General features: G+C 67.0%; 16 protein-coding genes. 3 read left to right on the plus strand and 13 right to left on the minus strand.

Features of this window, described 5'->3' with window-relative positions; genetic code table 11:
- The first annotated feature begins 17 nt into the window (after nucleotides 1-17).
- Together AKI39_RS19595 and AKI39_RS19600 are read left to right on the plus strand one after the other, a co-directional pair.
- Nucleotides 18-2,324 carry a molybdopterin-dependent oxidoreductase gene (locus tag AKI39_RS19595; RefSeq protein WP_066639864.1) on the plus strand — a complete coding sequence of 769 codons (2,307 nt, stop codon included), beginning with the start codon at nucleotides 18-20 and terminating at the stop codon, nucleotides 2,322-2,324.
- A gap of 122 nt (nucleotides 2,325-2,446) precedes the next feature.
- Nucleotides 2,447-3,001 carry a cysteine dioxygenase family protein gene (locus AKI39_RS19600; RefSeq protein WP_066639866.1) on the plus strand — a complete coding sequence of 185 codons (555 nt, stop codon included), beginning with the start codon at nucleotides 2,447-2,449 and terminating at the stop codon, nucleotides 2,999-3,001.
- On the opposite strand, the gene AKI39_RS19605 is transcribed toward AKI39_RS19600, so the two are convergent.
- The 6 genes from AKI39_RS19605 to AKI39_RS19630 form a co-directional block, all read right to left on the minus strand.
- Nucleotides 2,998-4,692 carry a thiamine pyrophosphate-binding protein gene (locus tag AKI39_RS19605; protein WP_066639877.1) on the minus strand — a complete coding sequence of 565 codons (1,695 nt, stop codon included), beginning with the start codon at nucleotides 4,690-4,692 and terminating at the stop codon, nucleotides 2,998-3,000. The two genes, AKI39_RS19600 and AKI39_RS19605, sit on opposite strands and share 4 nt — an antisense overlap.
- A 1-nt stretch (nucleotide 4,693) precedes the next feature.
- On the minus strand, nucleotides 4,694-5,716 hold the full coding sequence (locus tag AKI39_RS19610) for a tripartite tricarboxylate transporter substrate binding protein (protein WP_083228940.1): 1,023 nt from the start codon (nucleotides 5,714-5,716) through the stop codon (nucleotides 4,694-4,696).
- An 18-nt stretch (nucleotides 5,717-5,734) separates the two neighbouring features.
- Nucleotides 5,735-6,439 (minus strand): GntR family transcriptional regulator, encoded by a 705-nt coding sequence (locus AKI39_RS19615; protein ID WP_066639880.1) that lies wholly within the window; start codon nucleotides 6,437-6,439, stop codon nucleotides 5,735-5,737.
- A gap of 190 nt (nucleotides 6,440-6,629) precedes the next feature.
- Nucleotides 6,630-7,352, minus strand: coding sequence for a VOC family protein (locus tag AKI39_RS19620; protein WP_066639882.1), 723 nt, complete (start codon nucleotides 7,350-7,352; stop codon nucleotides 6,630-6,632).
- 10 nt (nucleotides 7,353-7,362) lie between these two features.
- Nucleotides 7,363-10,104, minus strand: a complete 2,742-nt coding sequence (secA, locus tag AKI39_RS19625; protein WP_066639883.1) for a preprotein translocase subunit SecA — start codon at nucleotides 10,102-10,104, stop codon at nucleotides 7,363-7,365.
- Between the two features lie 173 nt (nucleotides 10,105-10,277).
- Nucleotides 10,278-11,267, minus strand: coding sequence for a M23 family metallopeptidase (locus tag AKI39_RS19630; protein WP_066639884.1), 990 nt, complete (start codon nucleotides 11,265-11,267; stop codon nucleotides 10,278-10,280).
- A 99-nt stretch (nucleotides 11,268-11,366) separates the two neighbouring features.
- Here AKI39_RS19630 and AKI39_RS19635 point away from each other — a divergent pair, with 99 nt between their 5' ends.
- A complete protein-coding gene (locus tag AKI39_RS19635; RefSeq protein ID WP_235610848.1) occupies nucleotides 11,367-11,795 on the plus strand; it encodes a DciA family protein in 429 nt (142 codons plus the stop codon).
- Between the two features lie 260 nt (nucleotides 11,796-12,055).
- Here the strand turns inward: AKI39_RS19635 and lpxC are convergent, their stop codons facing one another.
- The 7 genes from lpxC to murG all read right to left on the minus strand — a co-directional run bounded on the left by lpxC (nucleotide 12,056) and on the right by murG (nucleotide 20,271).
- Entirely contained in the window at nucleotides 12,056-12,979 is a 924-nt protein-coding gene (gene lpxC, locus AKI39_RS19640) for a UDP-3-O-acyl-N-acetylglucosamine deacetylase (RefSeq protein ID WP_066639890.1), read from the minus strand.
- Nucleotides 12,980-13,239: 260 nt separating this feature from the next.
- Nucleotides 13,240-14,430, minus strand: a complete 1,191-nt coding sequence (gene ftsZ / locus AKI39_RS19645; RefSeq protein ID WP_066639892.1) for a cell division protein FtsZ — start codon at nucleotides 14,428-14,430, stop codon at nucleotides 13,240-13,242.
- 173 nt (nucleotides 14,431-14,603) lie between these two features.
- Nucleotides 14,604-15,830 (minus strand): cell division protein FtsA, encoded by a 1,227-nt coding sequence (gene ftsA / locus AKI39_RS19650; protein WP_066639900.1) that lies wholly within the window; start codon nucleotides 15,828-15,830, stop codon nucleotides 14,604-14,606.
- A 4-nt stretch (nucleotides 15,831-15,834) separates the two neighbouring features.
- Nucleotides 15,835-16,656: a cell division protein FtsQ/DivIB gene (locus AKI39_RS19655; protein WP_066639902.1), complete on the minus strand. Its 822-nt coding sequence runs from the start codon at nucleotides 16,654-16,656 to the stop codon at nucleotides 15,835-15,837.
- Nucleotides 16,657-16,667: 11 nt separating this feature from the next.
- Nucleotides 16,668-17,654 carry a D-alanine--D-alanine ligase gene (locus AKI39_RS19660; RefSeq protein WP_066643392.1) on the minus strand — a complete coding sequence of 329 codons (987 nt, stop codon included), beginning with the start codon at nucleotides 17,652-17,654 and terminating at the stop codon, nucleotides 16,668-16,670.
- Nucleotides 17,655-17,692: 38 nt separating this feature from the next.
- Nucleotides 17,693-19,201 (minus strand): UDP-N-acetylmuramate--L-alanine ligase, encoded by a 1,509-nt coding sequence (gene murC / locus AKI39_RS19665; protein WP_083228941.1) that lies wholly within the window; start codon nucleotides 19,199-19,201, stop codon nucleotides 17,693-17,695.
- Nucleotides 19,198-20,271 (minus strand): undecaprenyldiphospho-muramoylpentapeptide beta-N-acetylglucosaminyltransferase, encoded by a 1,074-nt coding sequence (gene murG / locus AKI39_RS19670; protein WP_066639904.1) that lies wholly within the window; start codon nucleotides 20,269-20,271, stop codon nucleotides 19,198-19,200. Before murG ends, murC begins: the two co-directional genes overlap by 4 nt.
- Nucleotides 20,272-20,433 lie beyond the last annotated feature (162 nt).

A 20,433-nucleotide genomic window follows, 5' to 3' on the forward strand; every position in this document is an offset into this window, starting at 1 on the left:
GTTAAACCACCGGAATCATGTCATCCCGCACCGAACGCTATCCCACCCTGTCGCACTGGGGCGCCTATACCGCCGTGGTGCGCGACGGCCGGCTGGTGGCCTGCGAGTCCTTCCTACGTGACCGGGCCCCCTCGCCCATGATCCACGCCATGCCGGCCATGGTGCATTCGCCGCTTCGCATCGCGCGGCCGGCCGTGCGCGAAGGCTGGCTGCGCCGGCGCGGCCAAGGTGAAGGCCGGGGCATCGACCGCTATGTCGAGGTCAGCTGGGAGACCGCGCTGAAACTGGTGCATGAGGAACTGGCCCGGGTGCGCGCCGGCCACGGAGCGGAGGCGGTTTTCGGCGGCTCCTATGGCTGGGCCTCCGCCGGCCGCTTGCACAATGCCATGAGCCAGACGCGCCGCTTCCTGTATGCCGGCGGCGGTTGCACAGATCAGGTCGGCAATTACAGCTGGGGCGCCGCGCAATTCCTGCTGCCCCACGTCATCGGCACCTGGCAGCCGCTCACCGGCAAGGTCACGGACTGGAACAGCGTGGCGAGTCACACCGACCTGATACTGGCATTCGGGGGCATGCCGCTGCGCAACGCGCAGGTCATCGCCGGCGGCGCCGGCGAACACACCACCGCCCATTGGCTGCGGCGCACGGCGGCGCGCGGGGCTCGCATCGTCATCGTTTCCCCCACTCGCGGCGACATGCCGGCGGATATTCCGGCGGAATGGATACCCATCCGGCCCAATACCGACGCGGCATTGATGATAGGCATGGCCTACGTCCTGCTGGCGTCCGGCCGCCATGATGCGGATTTCCTGGCCCGCTGCTGCCACGGCTTCGAGCGCTACGCCGCCTACCTGCGCGGCGACACCGACGGCCAGGCAAAGACCGCCGACTGGGCCGCGGCCATTTGCGGCGTGCCGGCGGACACGGTGCGGCGGCTGGCGCTCGCGGCCGCCGAATGCCGCTCGCTGGTCAATTGCACCTGGTCGCTGCAGCGCGCCCATCATGGCGAACAGCCCTATTGGGCCTGCATCGCGCTGGCCGCCATGCTGGGCCAGATCGGCCTGCCCGGCGGCGGTTTCAGCTTCGGCCTGGGCTCCATCAACAGCGCGGGCAACCCGCGCGTGGATGCCGCGGTACCGGAACTGCCCGAGGGCGTGAATCCGGCCGCGCGCTCCATCCCGGTGGCCCGCATCGCGGACATGCTGCTGCAGCCCGGCGCGGCTTACCAGTTCAACGGCAGCGAATACCGCTATCCGGACGTGCGGATGGTTTACTGGGCAGGCGGCAACCCTTTCCACCACCACCAGGACCTGAATCGGCTGCAAACCGCATGGCGGCGCCCGGAAACCATCGTGGTCCACGAGACCTGGTGGACGCCCACCGCCCGGCGTGCCGATATCGTACTGCCGACCACGACCACGCTGGAACGCGAGGACATTGGCGCTTCGTCGCGCGACGGCTATGTGTTCGCGATGCACCGCGCCCTGCCGCCGCAGGGACACAGCCGGGATGACGTCGAGATCTACCGGGAATTGGCCGCGATGGGGGGCTACGAAGCCGCCTATACCGAAGGCCGCGACGCCCGGCAATGGCTGGCGCACATGTACGAAATCATGCGAGCCCGGTGGGCGCGGGTGGGCGACCTTCCCGACGCGCCGCCCTTCGAGGATTTCTGGGAACGCGGCTTTCTGGCGCTGCCGGCGCCGCGCCGGCACTTCGTGCTGTTCGAGGATTTCCGGCGCGACCCGCGGGCGCATCGGCTGCAAACGCCATCGGGCCGCATCGAGCTGTATTCCGAACGCGTGGCCGGCTTCGGCTACGACGATTGCCCCGGCCACCCGGCTTGGCTGGCGCCGGCCGAATGGCTGGGCGCGGATGCCGCGCGCCACCGGCCGCTGCATCTGGTCAGCAGCCAGCCGGCGCATCGACTGCATTCCCAGCTGGATCCAACGCCACTTTCCAATGCCAGCAAAATCCAGGGCCGGGAACCCGTGCGCATCCATCCCGCCGATGCCGCCGCGCGTGGCATCCGCGACGGCGCGCTGGTACGGATCCACAACGGCCGCGGCGCGTGCCTGGCGGGCGCCATCGTCGACGACGGCGTGATGCAGGGTGTGCTGGTCATGTCCACGGGCGCGTGGTTCGATGCCGAGGACGCATCGCTGGAACGGCATGGCAATCCGAACGTCTTGACGCCGGATATCGGCACGTCGCAACTGGCCCAGGGCAGCAGCGCCCTGTCCGCGCTGGTGGACATCGAACCCTGGCACGGGGACGCACCGGCGGTGCGGGCTTACGAGATCCCGGTCACGGGCGTGGCGTAAGGCGGCAGGGCGGAATCGCGCAAGCCTCTTCCAATATCGCGGCATTGTCCGGGCAATTCAGCAATATTTTTGCTCGAAACTAGGGGTAGGATGGAATCCAACAGACACCCCGGCCGTCAATCATGCAATATCATTCTCCTCATCCTGCGCTCGCCCCCCTGTGCGACTCCATCCTGGCCGCGGGCCGGCTGGCGGGCGACGGCCTGCTCGGCGCCCTCGCCAAGGGGGTGGCGGATGCGGATCCCGGCGCAGCCCTGGACGCGGTATGCCCCGGCGCCCTGGCGGCCCGGCGCGGCGGCTATTCGCGCCACGTGGCCTACGCGGATCCGCACGGACGCTTCACCATCGTCTACCTGGTCTGGCCGCCGGGACAATTCAGCCCCGTGCACGGCCACCACACCTGGTGCGCCTACCGGGTGGTCAAGGGTGCGCTCACCGAAACCCTCTACGCGTGGGACGAGCGCGGCCAATGCGCGCGCGCCGAGGGCCAGGTGCGCCGTCTTCCCGGGGACATCGTCACGGCCGCGCAAGGGCTGGACCAGATACACCGCCTGGGCAATGCCGGCGACGACGTCGCCATATCGCTGCACGTGTACGGTATTGACGCACAGGCGCTGGCCACGGGCGTGAATCACGTCGTGGCCAGCATGCCGTCGGCCGTGGCCTCGCCCGCTTAACCCATCCACTGGCTTACCGGGGCAGCCGCATCCTGCAGCGGCTGGGCCAGCACATCGACCAGTGCCGGACCATCGTGTTCCATGGCCGCGCGCAGCGCCGATTCAAGCTGCGACGGATCCTCCACGCGCCAGGCCTTGACGCCGTAGGCCTCGGCGATGCGCGCATGGTCGGTACGGTCGAAGTCCACGCTGTAATAGCGCTCGTCGTAGCCGGCCTTCTGGCTGGCCTTGATCCAGCCATACACGGAATTGGAGAACACGATCATCAGCAGCGGCGCCTTGTGCCGCACGATGGTTTCCAGTTCGCCCACCGTAAAGCCGAAGCTGCCATCCCCCATCACCGAGACGCACTTGGACTGCGGACGCCCGAACCATGCGCCGAACGCGGCCGACAGCGAATAGCCGAGCGCGCCGTGAGCGCGGTTGGTGATGAAATGCCGGCCCGGCCGCGCGGCGTCGTAGTAGGCGGAAAAGTATGGGCAAGGCGTGCCCGGATCCGCGCAGACCACCGCGTCATCAGGTAGCAGGCGATTCAGGGTCTTGACCACGCGCTCGGGCCGGATGGGGCGCTCGGTCGAGGCGGCCAGCGCATCCAGCTGGGCGGCACGGGCCGCCTGGGCCTTGCCCGCCAGCACGGCGCCATCGATGGCGTCCGCGCGGCGCCGGGCCAGGCGCGGCGTCACTTCCGCGATCAGGGCCTCGAGCGCCAGCCGGGCGTCGCCGATCATGCCGACTTCTGTGCGATAGTTGGTGCCCACGACCATGGGGTCGACGTCGATATGCAGGATGGTCGTATCGCGGCCGGGGAAACGCCAGTGCTCGGTGGAAGTCGAACCGGCCCGGCAGCCGACGAACATCACGACGTCCGCCGCGGCAACCACGTCTCGCGTGGCCATGATGCCGCCGTTAGACCCTACCACGCCGGCATTCAGCGGATGTGTGTCGGCCAGGCTGCCCTGCCCGCTGACGGTCACGCATACCGCGGCCTTCAGGGACTCCGCCAGCGTCTTCAGGGCGGCGCAGCCGTCCGCGATCACCACGCCGCCGCCGCAGATGATGACGGGCGCGCGCGACTCCGCCAGGATGGCCGCGGCGCGGGCGATGTCCGCCGGATCCGGCGCATACCGCATCGCGGGGAAGCGCGCGTGTTCCGCTTGCGCCCAGATGTCCGCCGCATCGACCTTCTGCTTCATCACATCGTAGGGAAAGCACAGGTGCGCCGCGCCGGCCTTGCCGCCGGTCATGGCGCGGAAGGCGGCGCGAACCATGCCGGGGATCTGGTCGGCGCGGTCTATGGTGCGGTTCCATTTGGTCAGGGGCCGATACAGCGCTTCCTGGTCCAGTTCGGTAAGCGGATAGCGCCCGCGCGAACCGACGGCCACGTCCGAGGTAATACCCAGGACGGGTATCGACGACTCGTTGGCTTCCACCAGGCCGGGCAGCAGATAGGTGGCGCCGCCACCGCTGGGGCCCTCGCAGACGCCGACCTTGCCGGTGACGCGCGCATAGGCGTCCGCCATATACCCGGCGCTGCGTTCATCGCGCGTCAACACGTGGCGGATGCCGTGATCCAACCGGGCCAGGGCGTCATAGAACGGCAGGCTGGTATCGCCGCACAGGCCGAAGATGTGCTTTACGTCGTAGGCCTGGAGCATGCGCACCATGGCTTCGGCACCATTCAATTGATCCATCTCAGTTTTCCAGATTGATGTGGTTGGTCTTGATGAACTGGTCCCAGCGCTGGTACTCGCGCTTGACGTAGGCATCCAGGGTCGGGCCGTCGGAACCGATCACCTCGAATCCCGCCTCGGTGAGCTTGCGGCGCACCTCCGGATCGGCCAGTACCGCCTGGAAATCCGCGGTCAGCGCCTTCACCGTTGCAGGCGGCGTCTTGGCGGGCGCGAACATGCCGCTCCAGGAATAGGCTTCGAATCCCGGGAAACCGGATTCCGCGACGGTCGGCACATTGGGCAGATCGGGAAGGCGTTTTTCGCCCGCCACCGCCAGCGGCTTGATCTTGCCGGCCTGGATCTGCCCGCGCAGCGCGGCATAGCTGAGCCAGGTCATGTCGGCCTGGCCCCCCACCACGGCCTGCACCGCCGGACCACCACCCCCGTAGGGCACGTGCAGCAAGTCGACGCCGGACAGGCGCTTGAGCTGTTCCGGCGCCAGGTGATTCAGCGACCCCACGCCGGTGGACGCGAAGTTGTACTGCTTGCGAGGGTTCTTGCGGGCCGCGTCGAAGAACGCGCTCAGCGTATCGCCGGGCACATGGGGATTGGCGCCGATGACGAGCGGGAAGCGCACCGTCAGGCAGATGCCCACGAAATCCTTGAAGGTATCGTAGGGAAGGTTGGGCTTGGCCGCCGGATTGATGCCGTGGTTGTCGAAGCTGACCAGCAGCGTGTTGCCGTCCGGCGCCGAGCGCGCCACGAAGCCGGTCGCGATCTGGCTGGCGGCGCCCGCGCGGTTTTCGACGATCACGGTACGGCCGTGCATGCGTTCGGACAACTTGGGCTGCATGATGCGAGCCAGGATGTCCGTACTGCCGCCGGGCGGATACGGCACCACCAGGATCAGCGGTTTTTCGTCAGCGGCGTGTGCCGCCGGCGCGGCCGCCAAAGCGCCGCCCAGCGCCGCGCATAGCGCGGCCGCGAGGGCCAGGCGCCGGCGTCCGGCGTGGCGTGGGCTCGAATCGTTCTTGGTCGTGGACATGGTTTCCCCTTGTGGTTGTCAGGCTTTGTCTTCGAGCTGGTCTCGCATATAGATCGTCGAAAAACCCGTACGGATGACATCGGTGATCTGGTCCAGGCGGCGGCCGATATGCCGCGACACCAGTTCCTGCAGCAGCGCCTGATCGCGCGCGCGCAGGGCCTGCACGATGCGCAGGTGCTCGGATTGCGTGTGGGCACGGCGGCCCTGCCGCATATCGATCCAGCGCACGAAATGGATGCGCGCATTGACACTTTCCAGGCTGCGCACGAATTCCTCGTTGCCGGTCAGCCTCGCCAGCGACACGTGGAATTCCTCGTCCAGGGCGAGCAGGCGCACGGCATCGGCGTCCTCCGGCACGTCGCGCGAAGCTTCCACCTGGGCCTGCAGCGCATCCAGCTGCGCGTCCGTGGCCCGTTCGCAGGCGGCCCGCACGATGCCGCACTCCAGGACGGAGCGGAACTCGTAAAGACTGTATATCTGCTTGGCATCCAGGGGACGGCCGATGAAGCCGCGATTGACCGCGCGCGTGACGAAGCCTTCCACCATCAGCTGGTTCAGCACCTCGCGCAGCGGCGTGCGGCTCACATTGAGTTGGCGAGCCAGTTCGACTTCGTTGATGCGTTGGCCGGGCTTGAATTCGAACTGCACCGCCATGGCCTTGACGGCGTCATACAGGTCAGCCAGACCGGCGGAAGTCCGTGCCGCGTAGCGGGCGAGTGCCATGGATCGTGCTCCTATGGAAGTGCATACTAAGGTGTATACACTTCGCGCCGCCACCGTATTTACCCGCAGGCTTGCCGATGGGCCCTGGGAAAGCCTGCATAAGGCAAAGAAAAAGCCCGGAACGGCATGGCCGCGCCGGGCGCGTGTTTTCGTCTGTAAGACGGCCCCGATGGCGGGCGGCCCTGGGGAATCAGAACGCCGTGTCGAGCAACTGGCGGCGTCCTTCGCCGTCCGCCAGGGTCACCGTGCCCAAGGCGTTGCCGTGCCCCGCCGGGACCTGGGCGATGCGCAGGCAGGCATGGCCCAGCGGTACGATCCAGTCGCCGTCATCCGCCTGCCGCGCCGTGGTATCGGCGACATCGGCGAAACGCGCCGCCAGCGCGGCGGGATCTTCGGCATGAGCGGAAACTTCCACCACGGCCCGCGCGCCGTTGGCATGGTTCATCAATGCCGGCTGCCACACGAATTCGGGTGTCAGGTGCCGGCAGAAATAAAGCCGGATGCCGGGAATGGGCTGTTCCGCGAAGCGCACCGTATGGAATCGGGCTTCCATGATCTGGCCATTGACCCGGGCCGGACGCGTCAGCACCTGCACGGGATTCACCGCGTAGCCGGCGGCGCGCAGCCTTTCATAGGTTGCTTCGGCGTCTTCCGTGCGCAGGACCAGGGCCTCCAGGCCCAGCGGCGAATCGGCGATTTCCTTGCGCGCGGGCGGCTTGCCCGGCGGCCACCCCAGCAATTCCACATAGGAATGCGCCAGGACGATCAGGCGGTTCCAGGAGCCCAGGTTGTGGACTTCCGTCTCGCTCAGCGTGTACCCCTGCCGCTCGAAATGGGGCGCCGCCTGTTCCAGGCGGTCCCGCACCATGATCACGGCATGATCCAGTTCTGTCGTCCCGGCGGGTACCGTCATCGCGTGTCCCTTACGCCAGCTTGCCGTGGCACTGCTTGAACTTCTTGCCGCTGCCGCAGGGGCAGGGATCGTTGCGGCCGACCTTCGGCATCGCGTTGCGTACCGGCTGCGGCCCCTGCGGACGTTCGTCCTGCCCCGCCGCGAGCGCCTCGTCGTAATCGGCGTGCTGGTACTGGACGTTGTGCACGTGGGACTGGGCAGCTTCGGCTTCGGCCGCCGCCACCTGTTCCTGCGACTGGATGCGCACCGTCATCAGTACCTTGACGACGTCGTCGCGAATACGGTCCAGCATGCCGGAAAAGAGTTCGAAGGCTTCGCGCTTGTATTCCTGCTTGGGATTCTTCTGGGCGTAGCCGCGCAGATGGATGCCTTGGCGCAGGTAATCCAGCGAAGACAGGTGCTCGCGCCAGTGCTGGTCGATCGCCTGCAGCATGATGGAGCATTCGAACTGACCCCAGGCTTCGGCGCCTACCTGCTCCATCTTGCCGCGATAGGACGCGGCGGCCGCTTCCCGCACGCGCTCGAGCAAGTCGTCGTCGGTCAGGTTGGTTTCCTTCTCCAGGATCTCCGTCAGCGGCAGGGATATGTGGAAATCGGACTCCAGCGCGCGCTGCAGCGCGGGGATGTCCCACTGTTCTTCCACCGATTCCTCCGGCACGTGGGCGCGGAAGAGTTCGACGATGGCGCCGTCGCGCAGGCCTTCCACCGTCGGGCTGACGGTTGCCGCCTCCAGGACTTCGTTGCGTTGTGCGTACAGCACTTTGCGCTGGTCGTTGGCGACGTCGTCGTATTCGAGCAGCTGCTTGCGGATGTCGAAGTTGCGCCCTTCGACCTTGCGCTGCGCGGTCTCGATCGAACGCGAAACCATGCCGGCCTCGATGGGCTCGCCTTCCGGCAGCTTCAGGCGCTCCATGATGGCGCGCACCCGGTCACCGGCGAAGATGCGCATCAGCGGATCTTCCAGCGACAGGTAGAAGCGCGAGGACCCCGGATCGCCCTGGCGGCCGGCGCGGCCGCGCAACTGGTTGTCGATACGGCGGGATTCGTGGCGCTCGGTGCCGATGATGCGCAGGCCGCCGGCCTGCTTCACCTTTTCGTTGGCCGGCTTCCAGTCGCCGCGGATCTTCTCGATACGCGCGTTCCTTTCCGCCTCGGGCAGCGATTCGTCCGCGTGGATCAGGTCGATCTGCTTATCGACACTGCCGCCCAGCACGATGTCCGTGCCGCGCCCCGCCATGTTGGTGGCGATCGTGATGTGTCCCGGCTTGCCGGCTTCCGCGACGATTTCCGCTTCGCGCGCGTGCTGCTTGGCGTTGAGCACCTGGTGCGGCAGCTTCACCTTCTGCAGCAGGCCCGACAGCAGTTCGGAGTTTTCGATACTGGTGGTGCCCACCAGGACGGGTTGCCCGCGTTCGTGGCAGTCACGGATGTCGGCCAGGATCGCGTCGTATTTCTCGCGCGCGGTCTTGAAGACCTGGTCGTTCTGGTCCTTGCGGATCATGGGCTTGTTGGTCGGGATGATGACCGTTTCCAGCCCGTAGATCTCCTGGAATTCGTACGCCTCGGTATCCGCCGTGCCCGTCATGCCCGACAGCTTGTCGTACATGCGGAAATAGTTCTGGAACGTGATGGACGCCAGCGTCTGGTTCTCGTGCTGGATCTTCACGCCTTCCTTGGCCTCGACCGCCTGGTGCAGGCCGTCGGACCAGCGGCGGCCCACCATCAGGCGCCCGGTGAATTCGTCGACGATGACGACTTCCCCTTCCTGCACCACGTACTGCTGGTCGCGGAAGAACAGGGTGTGGGCGCGCAGGGCCACCATCAGGTGATGCATCAGCGCGATGTGGCGCGGGTCGTACAGGGACTCGCCTTGCGGCAGTATCTCCAGGCGACCGAGGATGGCCTCGGCGTGCTCATGGCCGGCTTCGGACAGATAGACCTGCTGGCTTTTCTCGTCGACCCAGTAGTCGCCCGCGGGTTCGGGTTCCTGCGGCTTGGGCTCCGATTCCATGCGCTGCAGCAGCGGCGGCACCGCATTCATGCGGACATACAGCTCGGTGTGGTCCTCGGCCTGCCCGGAAATGATCAGCGGGGTGCGAGCCTCGTCGATCAGGATCGAATCCACTTCGTCGACGATCGCGTACGACAGCACGCGCTGGCGGCGGTCCTCGACGCGATACTCCATGTTGTCGCGCAGGTAGTCGAAACCGAACTCGTTGTTCGTCCCGTAGGTGATATCGGCCGCGTAAGCCGCCTTTTTCTCTTCGTTGGGCTGCTGGGGCACCACCACGCCCACGGTCATCCCCAGGAAGCGGTACAAGCGGCCCATCCACTCGGCATCGCGCCGGGCCAGGTAGTCGTTGACGGTGACCACATGCACGCCCTTGCCGGACAGCGCATTGAGATAGACCGGCAGCGTCGCCATCAGGGTTTTGCCTTCGCCCGTGCGCATTTCGGCGATCTTGCCGTTGTGCAGGGCGATACCGCCCAGCATCTGCACGTCGAAATGGCGCATGCCGAACACGCGCTTGCCTGCCTCGCGCACGACGGCGAAGGCCTCGGGCAGCAGATCGTCCAGCGAAATACCCTGTTGGAAGCGGGTGCGGAATTCCTGGGTCTTGGCCGCCAGTTGCTCGTCCGAGAGCGCGGCGATGGCTGATTCGAGGCCGTTGATCTGGCTCACCACCTTGCGATACTGCTTAAGCAGCCGGTCATTACGGCTGCCTATGAGTTTTTTGAGCAGAGAAACCATGCGTATGTCCGCGCGCGCCTGCGACCGGGTTACGGACCGTCAGCACGCGTCAAGTATTGTTGTCAGTGAAGCGGAAGAGGGTCCGCCGGGAAACGATCGAGTGTAACGCACCGCGAGGGCAACGTTTCGAGCCCTGAGACCATGGCTGGCCGCCGGGCGCGCGCCGGGTCAGGTCAGCGGACGACGGGCGTGGTCGCGGAAGCGAGCGCGGGCGGCGCGGTGGGCGGACGGCCCAGGAAGAGACGCGGGTCCATGGCCTGTCCCGCCAGGCGGACCTCGAAATGCAGATGCGGCCCCGTGGACACGCCGGAAGAGCCCACGCGCGCGATCAGTTGGCCCCGCTCGACCAGGTCTCCCGCCTTGACGAGCACTTCGGACGCATGCGCGTAGCGCGAGGTCAGGCCATCGCCGTGGTCGATGTCGACACGCTGCCCATAGCCGGCATCCGCGCCGGCCGCCAGCACGACTCCGCCCGCGGCCGCCAGGATGGGCGTTCCCCGCGGGGCGGCGAAATCCAGACCGTCGTGCCGCAGATAGCGGCCGGTCACCGGATGGCGGCGCCAGCCATAGGAGGAGCTCAGGTAGGGATAATCCGTTACCGGCATGGATGATGGCAGGCGGGCCAGGTCGGCGCGGCGGCGCGTCAGCGCCATATCGAAAACTTGCAGGGCCGCCATCCGTTCGGCCAGTTCCGCGGACAGGACATCGATGTCGCGGCCCAGCGACTGGGCGGGGCCCGACGGTTCGGCCTCCGCGTTGCCTGCCCCGTCGTCCATCGGTTCCGGGGCGTTTCCGGCCAGGGCGGACGCCCTGCCGCTCCCTATGCCGCCCGAGGCGCTGGCGAGGGCGTCGGACAGGGGAATGCCGGCGGCAATCGCCAGCCGGCGGCTCAAGGCATCCACGCCCGCCAGGCGCGCCTGCAAGGTTCCCACCTTATCGGCCAGCAGCGCCAGCGCCTGGTGCAAGGTATCGCCGGCAGCGCTGTCGGACGGGTCCAGCGGCGCGGTGCCCGCTTGTGCCGCGGGCAGCACGCCGCCGGGCGCCAAGCCGCGATAAAGCAGCGCGCCCGCCAATGCCGCGAGCAGCAGTGCACTGCTCATCAGCACGGCAAGCCGGCCACCGTCGATGGTGAAATGTCCCGTCGATCCCCGTCGGGCATGCATAATGACAAACTTCAATCGAGCAATCCTCACCGGACCGGCATGAACAAGCGCGCGCCATACCGTCCTAATTCGAAGCCGGCCCGTGGCGAAAATACCGCCATGGGCTGGTTGGGCCATGATGCCCGGGGTGCGGGCGTCCTGGCCACGGCGCGCCTGCATCTGCAGATCCAGCGCACCGTGGCGGCGGCGGTGCCGCCGGTCCTGGGGGCCGTGTGCCGGGTCGCGCGCCTGGAAACCGATCGGCTGCAGCTGGCCGTGCCCAGTGCCGCCCATGCGGCGAAGCTGCGCCAGATGGCGCCGCGCATCGCGCAGGCATTGCAGGCGGCAGGGTGGAACCTTAACGAAATCGCGGTCAAGGTTCAAGCCGGCCTGCCGGGTACCGGGATGAAAGCGCCCCGCCCGCCCAGAGAGGCTATTCCCCTGGATGAGACGGCCCTCGGCGCTTTCGAGACGTTGCGGGAAACGTTGAATCCCGGCCCGCTAGCCGATGCGGTGGAGCGCCTGCTGCGCCATCACCGCCAAGGCTGAATCAATTTTCCATGGCGTTACGCACCGCCCGCATCGCCCGAAACGGCTGTAGCCGGATCGGGGACGCGCGGATCCGGCTCCGCCGGTCCGCTGGCGTCGCCCCCCTGAGGGGAAAGCGCGTAGCGCTTCGGGATGGGCTCACCACAGCTCGTCGCAAGAAACAGGTGCAGCCCACCGGGGACGCCGCGGATCCGGCTCCGCCGGTCCGCTAGCGTCGCCCCCTTGAGGGGGAAGCGCGCAGCGCTTCGGGGGTGGGCTCCCTACGCTAGCTTCCACTCGTAGCGGAAGGCCTGGGGCGCTTCCGCTTGGGACTGGTACGACACCAGTTCCCAGGATTCCTGCTGGGCAAGCAGCGCGCGCGCCAGCTGGTTGTTCAAGGCATGGCCCGACTTGCAGGCGACATAGCGCGCGACCAACGGCTTGCCGAGCAGGTACAGGTCGCCGATGGCGTCCAGGATCTTGTGCTTGACGAACTCGTCGTCATACCGCAGCCCGTCGCTGTTCAGGACGCGGTATTCGTCCATGACGATGGCGTTGTCCAGGCTGCCGCCGCGCGCCAGCCCCATCGAACGCAAGGCCTCGACTTCATTGACGAAACCGAAGGTGCGTGCGCGGGCGATTTCCCGCGTATAGGAATGGGTGGCGAAGTCGACTTCGGCGAAGTTGGCCGTGGAATCGATGGCGGGATGGCGGAAATCGATGGAAAAGGCCAGCGCGAATCCGTCATGCGGCTCCAGCCGGGCCCATTTCTCGTTGCGGCCTTCGCCCTCGCGGACTTCGATGGGTTTGAGCACCCGGATGAAGCGCTTGGGGGCATTCTGCTCGACGATGCCGGCCGAGCGCAGCAGATACACGAACGTGGCGGCGCTGCCGTCCATGATGGGCACTTCCTCGCCCGTCAGGTCGACATGCAGGTTATCGATGCCCAGGCCCGCCAGGGCGGACATGAGGTGCTCAACCGTGGAAACGCGCACGTCTCCCTGTTGCAGCACGGACGCCATGCGGGTATCGCCCACCCCCGTCGCCTGCGCGGGCAGGTCCACGACTTCGGGCAGGTCGATGCGGTGAAATACGATGCCAGTGTTCGGCGCAGCCGGACGAAGCGTGAGCTCGACCCGGCGGCCGGAATGCACACCGACGCCAGTAGTCTTGACCAGATTCTGTATGCTGCGTTGACGAAACATGAGGCCTGTTGGGATTCTTGGTTGGCGGGCGCACGCCCCCGCTCTTGCCGTTGCAAGAGCAACATTGTAACCCTGGGTTCACACACATCCAAGGCAAACGAACCTACGGTACCGATAGCCTGAAACTAACTGAAACCGCTCAATATGTTCCCTTCCCGGCCCCGCCTGGGGAAGCGGGGCCGGGTTCGAGGGAGGGATGCATCCTGGGACCCGGACGACTGGCGGCGGTTAAGCCGCCTGCCCGGGCCTCGGAAACAACCTTAGTCAGCCTGCTTGCGCAGGAAAGCCGGGATGTCGAAGTGATCCATTCCGGAGCTTTCCAGCGCGCGCACCTGGGCCGAGGCCTGCGTGCGGGGGTTGCGCATCACCGAAGGCATGTCCAGATTGCGGTAGTCACCCTGACCGGCGCCCTGGTGCGCCATGCCGGCCATCGGGAAGTCGTCCGTACCCGTGCGCAACGATTCGGCGCGGTTCTGCACCAGTTGCGGACGGCTGGAAGTGCGACCCAGGCCGGTGGCCACCACGGTAACGCGCAGGTTGTCGCCCATGGATTCGTCGTACGCCGTACCGAAGATCACCGTGGCATCCTCGGACGCGTAGCCACGTATGGTTTCCATGATTTCGCGCGTTTCGCGCATCTTCAGGGAACGGGCGGCGGTAATGTTTACCAGCACGCCGCGGGCGCCGTGCAGATCGATGCCCTCCAGCAGCGGGCAAGCGATGGCATGCTCAGCCGCGACGCGGGCGCGGTCGGCCCCCGAGGCGGTCGCCGTGCCCATCATGGCCTGGCCCTGCTCACCCATGATGGTCTTGACGTCCTCGAAGTCGACGTTGACGTTGCCTTCCACATTGATGATTTCGGCGATGCCCGCGCAGGCGTTGTGCAGGATGTCGTCGGCGGACTTGAAGCAGTCTTCCTGCGTCGCGTCCTCGTCCATCAGTTCGTACAGGTTCTCGTTCAGCACGACGATCAGCGAATGCACATGCTTGGCCAGCTCATTGATGCCCTCTTCGGCCATCTTCAAGCGCTTGTTGCCTTCGAACGAGAAGGGCTTGGTCACCACGCCTACGGTGAGTATCCCGAGCTCCTTGGCCACTTCGGCCACCACGGGGCCGGCGCCCGTACCCGTGCCGCCGCCCATGCCGGCGGTAATGAACACCATGTGCGCGCCGTTCAGGGCGGCACGGATTTCCTCGCGCGCGGTTTCGGCCGACGCGCGTCCCTGCTCCGGCTTGGCGCCTGCGCCCAGGCCGGTGCGGCCCAGGCGAATCTGCACCGGCGCATTGGTGGCCGCCAAGGCCTGCGCATCGGTATTCGCGCAGATGAAATCGACCCCGCTGACGCCGTTCCGGATCATGTGCGCGACGGCATTGCCGCCCGCGCCTCCGACACCAACGACCTTGATCACGGTCCCTTTGGTGCTGTTCTCGAGCATTTCAAAGTTCATGATGCGACTCCCTCAAGTCTGATTGCAAATCACAAGAAATTCCCCAACTACCTTCTTTGTGAATCGCCTCAAAGCCGACGCCGACACCTTGGTCCGCCACGGGTTTGAAGCGTCTCCGCCAGCGCGCCGCTTTCCTGCTCGGCACGCCCCGGGATCGCTGGCAGCGCGATCCCTACTTAATTCATGAACCACTCCTTCATCCGCGCCAACAGGCTCTTGAAGTTGCCCGTCTGCGCGGCGACCTTGCGGCCGCGCATGCGCTGCATGCGCGCTTCCTGCAACAGCCCCATCACCGTCGCGAAACGCGGATTGCGCATCACGTCGGCAAGGCTGCCTTCGTATTCCGGTACCGCGACCCGCACGGGTTTGAGGAATACATCCTCGGCAAGTTCCACCATGCCGGGCAACTGGGCCGAGCCTCCGGTCAGGACCACGCCCGAAGCCAGCAGGTCCTCGTAACCGGAATCCCGCACCACCTGCTGGACCAGCGTGAACAGTTCCTCGATACGCGGCTCGATTACGGCACCCAATGCCTGGCGCTTAACCAGCCGCGGGCCGCGATCGCCCAATCCCGGCACTTCGACGGTTTCGTCCGGACTGGCCAGCACCTGCTTGGCCACGCCGTAGCGCAGCTTGATTTCCTCCGCGTCGGGCGTCGGCGTACGCAGCATCGCCGCGATGTCATTGGTGATCTGGTCGCCGGCGATGGGGATCACGGCCGTGTGGCGGATCGCGCCGCCGGTGAAGATGGCCACGTCGGTGGTGCCGCCGCCGATGTCGACCAGCACCACGCCCAGTTCCTTCTCGTCCGTCGTCAGGACGGCCAGGCTGGACGCCAGCGGCTGCAGGATCAGATCCTGCACCTCCAGCCCGCAACGCCGCACGCACTTGACGATGTTCTGCGCGGCGCTGACCGCGCCCGTGACGATATGCACCCGCACTTCCAGCCGCAAGCCGCTCATGCCGATGGGTTCGCGTATATCTTCCTGGCCGTCGACGATGAATTCCTGCGTCAGCACATGCAGTACCTGCTGGTCGGTCGGAATGTTCACCGCCTTGGCGGTCTCGATGACGCGCGCCACGTCGGTGGCCGTCACCTCCTTGTCCTTCACCGCCACCATGCCGCTGGAATTGAAGCTGCGGATATGGCTGCCGGCAATGCCCGTGTAGACATCGCGGATCTTGCAGTCGGCCATCAGCTCGGCTTCCTCCAGCGCGCGCTGGATGGAATTGACCGTGGTTTCGATATTGACGACAACGCCCTTGCGCATGCCGCGCGATTCGTGCTGGCCCAGGCCCAGTACCTCGAACCGGCCTTCCGGCAGGATCTCGGCGACGACGGCCACCACCTTGCTGGTTCCGATATCGAGGGCGACGATTAAGTCCTTGATGTCACGGGTCATGGCGTTAGCGCTTTTTTAGATTGGGTTTCGGTTTGGTTTTCGATTCGGCTTCCGGCAGCGGCGCCAGGGCCAGGGCAAACCCGTTGGGGTAGCGCAGATCGGCCTGCAATATGGGACGGCCCTCCAGTTTCTGGTTCAATGCGGGCCAGGCCTGCACGAAGCGCTGGATGCGCGCCGCGAACGGCAGCGCGCCCGGCGGGCCGTTGGGATCCGGCGCATCGGCGCCCGGATCCCGTCCCAGGTCCAGCTTCAATCCCGTGGACAGCGTGACGCGCCATGCGTAGCGCGCGCTCAATTCCAGGTCCTGGACGCGCATGTCCAGCGGCGCGAACCATCGCGCCAGCTCCGCGTAGCGCTGCACAACCAGGCTCTCGCTGCCTTCCGGCCCATAGAAGTGGGGCAACGCCGATTCGTCGTCCAATTCGCCCGTGTTCGCGGTGAACGATTCCCCCCAGGTATTGATCATCTGGTTCTCGTTCCAGAGCGCCAGAGGCTGCTGTTCCTCGATCCGGACCCGCAGCACGTTGGGCCAGATGCGACGTATCGCGGCGTGCCGCACCCATGGCGCGGACTCGAATAGTTCGCGGGCCTGGTCCAGGTCCATGGTAAAGAAATTGCCTTTCAGGCCGCCTGCAATGGCCGCCCGCATGCTGACCGGCGATACATAGTGCAGTTGCGATCCCGGCGCCGCCTCCAGCTCGATGGCGGTCAAATCGAAATACGGCCTTTTGGCCAGCCACACCAGCCCCGCCGCCAGCATGGCGAGCACCGCCAGCACGGCAAGCGTGTTGGCGATCAGGTTGGTGGTGCGAGCGTCGTTCCACACGGATAGTCCAATCAGGGATTGCGCGCCGGGCTGCGCACTTTGCACGCAGCGTCGGACAGGATGGCCACACAGAGTTCGGGATAGGACATGCCGATCGCCTGCGCCGCCTTCGGCACCAGCGAATGGCCGGTCATACCCGGCGAGGTATTCATTTCCAGCAGCCAGATGCGCTGGTCGGCGTCCAGGATCAGGTCGGCGCGACCCCAACCCTCGCAGCCCAGGGCGCGATAGGCCTCCACGCTGATGCGCTGCACCTCGCGCGTGACGGCTTCGGGCAGGTCCGCGGGGCAGAAATACTGCGTATCGTCGGAGAAGTACTTGTGCTCATAGTCGTAGTTGCCTTCGGGCGCGGCGATTTCGATGACCGGCAGGGCGCGCGCGCCGCGGCCGGCGCCCAGCAGCGCCACCGTCAGCTCGCGGCCGACGATGAACTGTTCCGCCAGCACTTCGCTGTCGAAACGGGCGGCCTCGGCGTAGGCGTCCTTGATGTCGGAATAGCCGCGCACCTTCGTGATCCCCACCGTCGAGCCTTCGTGCGGCGGCTTGATGATCAGCGGCAGGCCCAGCGTGTCCGGCACGCGGCGCAGTTCGGTGTGCGCGTCCAGGATCGCGAAATCCGGCGTGGGCAGGCCGTGCTGCAGCCAGATGCGCTTGGTCGTGATCTTGTCCATGGCGATGGCCGACGCCGCCGGCCCGCTCCCCGTGTAGGGGATGCCCAGCAGTTCGAGCGCGCCCTGGATCGTGCCGTCCTCGCCGTAGCGGCCATGCAGCGCGATAAACACGCGATCGAAACGCGCGGCTTCCAGGTCGGCGAACGACCGCAGGCCCGTATCGAACAGGTGCGCGTCCACGCCCACGCTTTGCAGCGCTTCGTGGACCCCCGCCCCAGACATCAGGGACACTTCGCGTTCCGCCGAGCGGCCGCCATACAGCACGCCGACGCGGCCCAAGCCGCGTCCATCCGGACCGGCCTTGGCGGCGGCGCGGGCGCGGCGCATGCTTTCCTCGCGCATGGCCCCGTCAAATGTCGGCTGGCTCATTGAACTACCCTCCTGTCGCCGCGCGACTCATACCCGGCGTAGGCCGTGGATGCACCACCGTCCTGCCGCTGTGCGACTGCCTCCCCGCGGGAAGGTGCGCTGGCCATTTCGCCGATCTGCGCCGGCACCTTGCTGATGGAGCCGGCGCCCATCACGATCACGACATCGCCGTCGCGCACGAAATCCAGCGCGGCCTGCGGCAGTTCGGCGACGTCCTCGACGAACACCGGCTCGACCTTGCCGGCCACGCGCAGCGCCCGCGCCAGGGCGCGGCCGTCCGCCGCCACCAGCGGCGCTTCGCCGGCCGCATAGACCTCGGTCAACAGCACCGCGTCGGCCGTACCCAGCACGCGGACGAAATCCTCGAAGCAATCGCGCGTGCGGGTATAGCGGTGCGGCTGGAAGGCCAGCACGATGCGGCGGTCAGACCAGGCGCCCCGGGCCGCGGCCAGCGTCGCGGCCATTTCCACCGGATGATGGCCGTAATCGTCGATCACGGTGAACCGGCCGCCGCCATGTGCCGCCGGGACGGCGAAATCGCCGATATGCGTGAAACGCCGGTTGACTCCGTTGAAGGACTCCAGCGCACCGCAGATGGCCTCGTCGGGCACGCCTAGTTCGGATGCCACGGCGATGGCCGCCAGCGCGTTGCGCACGTTGTGCAGCCCCGGCAGATTCAGGCACACCGACAAGGGCGGCAACTCGATATCGCGGTCGCGCCGGACGACGTCGAAACACATGCGGGTGCCGTCGGCCCGCACATTGCGGCCGGCCACCTGGGCTTCGCCATTCAGGCCGTAGGTCGTCACGGGGCGCGATACGAAAGGCATGATCTCGCGCACATTGGCATCGTCGCTGCACAGTACGGCGCTGCCGTAGAAAGGCAGCTTCTGCGTGAACTCGATGAAGGCGCTCTTCAGGCGGGCGACGTCGTGGCCATAGGTGTCCATGTGGTCGGCGTCGATATTCGTGACGATGGCCATGACCGGCAGCAGGTTCAGGAACGAGGCATCGGACTCGTCGGCCTCGACCACGATGTACTCGCCCTGCCCCAGCCGCGCATTGGCGCCCACGGAATTCAACCGGCCGCCGATCACGAAGGTGGGATCCAGGCCCCCGGCCGCCAGGACGCTGGCCACCAGGCTGGTCGTGGTGGTCTTGCCGTGCGTGCCGGCGATCGCGATGCCGCGCTTCAAGCGCATGAGCTCGGCCAGCATGATGGCGCGCGGCACGACCGGAATGCGCGCGGCGCGCGCCGCGATGACTTCAGGATTGTCGCCTGCCACCGCGGTGGACGTGACGATGGCATCGGCGCCCACGATATTCGCGGCCGTGTGGCCGACGACGATCGACATGCCCAGCCCGGACAGCCGTCGCGTCACCGCGGAATCGTGCAGATCGGAACCGCTGACGCGATAGCCCAGGTTCAACAGCACTTCCGCGATGCCGCTCATCCCGGAGCCGCCGATCCCGACGAAATGGATATGTTGGATACGATGTTTCATGATGCTTGTTTCACTCCCCCGCCCACACGACGGACCGCGACGGCTTCGCAGACGTCGGCGATGTGGCGGGCCGCATCCGGCATGGCGCGGGCACGCGCGCGGGCAGCGACGGCCTGCAGCTCGTCGCGGCCGCGCTGCGCCAGCCAGTCCGCCAGCCATTGCGGGGTCAATTCGGTCTGCTGGCGCAGCCAGGCGGCGCCGGCGTCGCTCAGGTACCGCGCGTTGGCGGTCTGGTGGTCGTCGATGGCATGCGGGAAGGGCACGAACAGCGCCGCCACGCCGGCCGCGGCGATTTCAGCCACCGTCATCGCGCCCGCGCGGCAAATCACCACATCGGCGGCCGCCAGCGCGTTCGCCATATCGTCGATGAAAGCGCGGCAGTCTGCCCGCACGCCCGCAGCGGCATAGGCGGCGCGCAAGGCATCGATATGCTGCTCGCCCGCCTGGTGCGTGACGCGCGGCCGGGCATTTTCAGGCAGCAGCGCCAGCGCCTGCGGCACCACCGTGTTCAAGGCCTGCGCGCCCAGGCTGCCGCCCACCACCAGTACGTTCAGCGCGCCGGCACGGCTGGCGTAGCGCTGTTCCGGGGCGGCGACAGCGCAGAGCTCGCGGCGCACGGGGTTGCCGACCATCTCGCCGCGCGGCAGCACCTTCGGGAAGCCGGTCAACACCCGGCGAGCCAGACGCGCCAGCGTCCGGTTGGCCGTGCCCGCCACGGCGTTCTGCTCATGCACCACCAAGGGCACGCGGCGCAAGACCGCGGCCAGGCCGCCGGGGAAGGCGACATAACCGCCCATGCCCAGCACCACGTCGGGGTGCTCGGCCGACAGGTGCCGCCATGCCTGGCGCGTGGCCGCGAACAGGCGGCCGGGCAATTGCAGCAGCGCCGGTACGCCGCGGCCGCGCAAGCCCTGAAACCGCAGTTCGGCCATGGGGATGCCTTGCGCGGGCACCAGGCGCCCTTCCATCTTGTCCGGATTGCCCAGCCACAGGACGCGCCATCCGCGTTCGCGCAGCACCGCGGCCACGGCCAGGCCCGGCATGATATGCCCGCCCGTACCGCCGGCCATGATCAGCGCAACCCGGGACAGAGGCCCCTCCTGTCGCTGCGCGACTGCCTCCCCAAGGGAGGGCGCGCGTTCTTCGGGCGGCCGGGCGAACGCGCTGGACGATGGGCCCTCCTGTCGCTGCGCGACTGCCTCCCCAAGGGAGGGCACGCGTTCTTCGGGCGG

Source organism: Bordetella sp. H567, assembly GCF_001704295.1.
Lineage (GTDB): Bacteria > Pseudomonadota > Gammaproteobacteria > Burkholderiales > Burkholderiaceae_B > Bordetella_C.

Coding starts and splice junctions, on each gene's coding strand:
- ftsA (WP_066639900.1), bottom strand. CDS start 15,830: ATGACCCGTGACATCAAGGACTTAATCGTCGCCCTCGATATCGGAACC.
- AKI39_RS19610 (WP_083228940.1), bottom strand. CDS start 5,716: ATGTCCACGACCAAGAACGATTCGAGCCCACGCCACGCCGGACGCCGG.
- AKI39_RS19605 (WP_066639877.1), bottom strand. CDS start 4,692: ATGGATCAATTGAATGGTGCCGAAGCCATGGTGCGCATGCTCCAGGCC.
- murC (WP_083228941.1), bottom strand. CDS start 19,201: ATGAAACATCGTATCCAACATATCCATTTCGTCGGGATCGGCGGCTCC.
- secA (WP_066639883.1), bottom strand. CDS start 10,104: ATGGTTTCTCTGCTCAAAAAACTCATAGGCAGCCGTAATGACCGGCTG.
- AKI39_RS19660 (WP_066643392.1), bottom strand. CDS start 17,654: ATGCGCCGCGCCCGCGCCGCCGCCAAGGCCGGTCCGGATGGACGCGGC.
- AKI39_RS19595 (WP_066639864.1), top strand. CDS start 18: ATGTCATCCCGCACCGAACGCTATCCCACCCTGTCGCACTGGGGCGCC.
- lpxC (WP_066639890.1), bottom strand. CDS start 12,979: ATGTTTCGTCAACGCAGCATACAGAATCTGGTCAAGACTACTGGCGTC.
- murG (WP_066639904.1), bottom strand. CDS start 20,271: ATGGCCGGCGGTACGGGCGGGCATATCATGCCGGGCCTGGCCGTGGCC.
- AKI39_RS19600 (WP_066639866.1), top strand. CDS start 2,447: ATGCAATATCATTCTCCTCATCCTGCGCTCGCCCCCCTGTGCGACTCC.
- AKI39_RS19635 (WP_235610848.1), top strand. CDS start 11,367: ATGGGCTGGTTGGGCCATGATGCCCGGGGTGCGGGCGTCCTGGCCACG.
- AKI39_RS19620 (WP_066639882.1), bottom strand. CDS start 7,352: ATGACGGTACCCGCCGGGACGACAGAACTGGATCATGCCGTGATCATG.
- AKI39_RS19630 (WP_066639884.1), bottom strand. CDS start 11,267: ATGCATGCCCGACGGGGATCGACGGGACATTTCACCATCGACGGTGGC.
- AKI39_RS19615 (WP_066639880.1), bottom strand. CDS start 6,439: ATGGCACTCGCCCGCTACGCGGCACGGACTTCCGCCGGTCTGGCTGAC.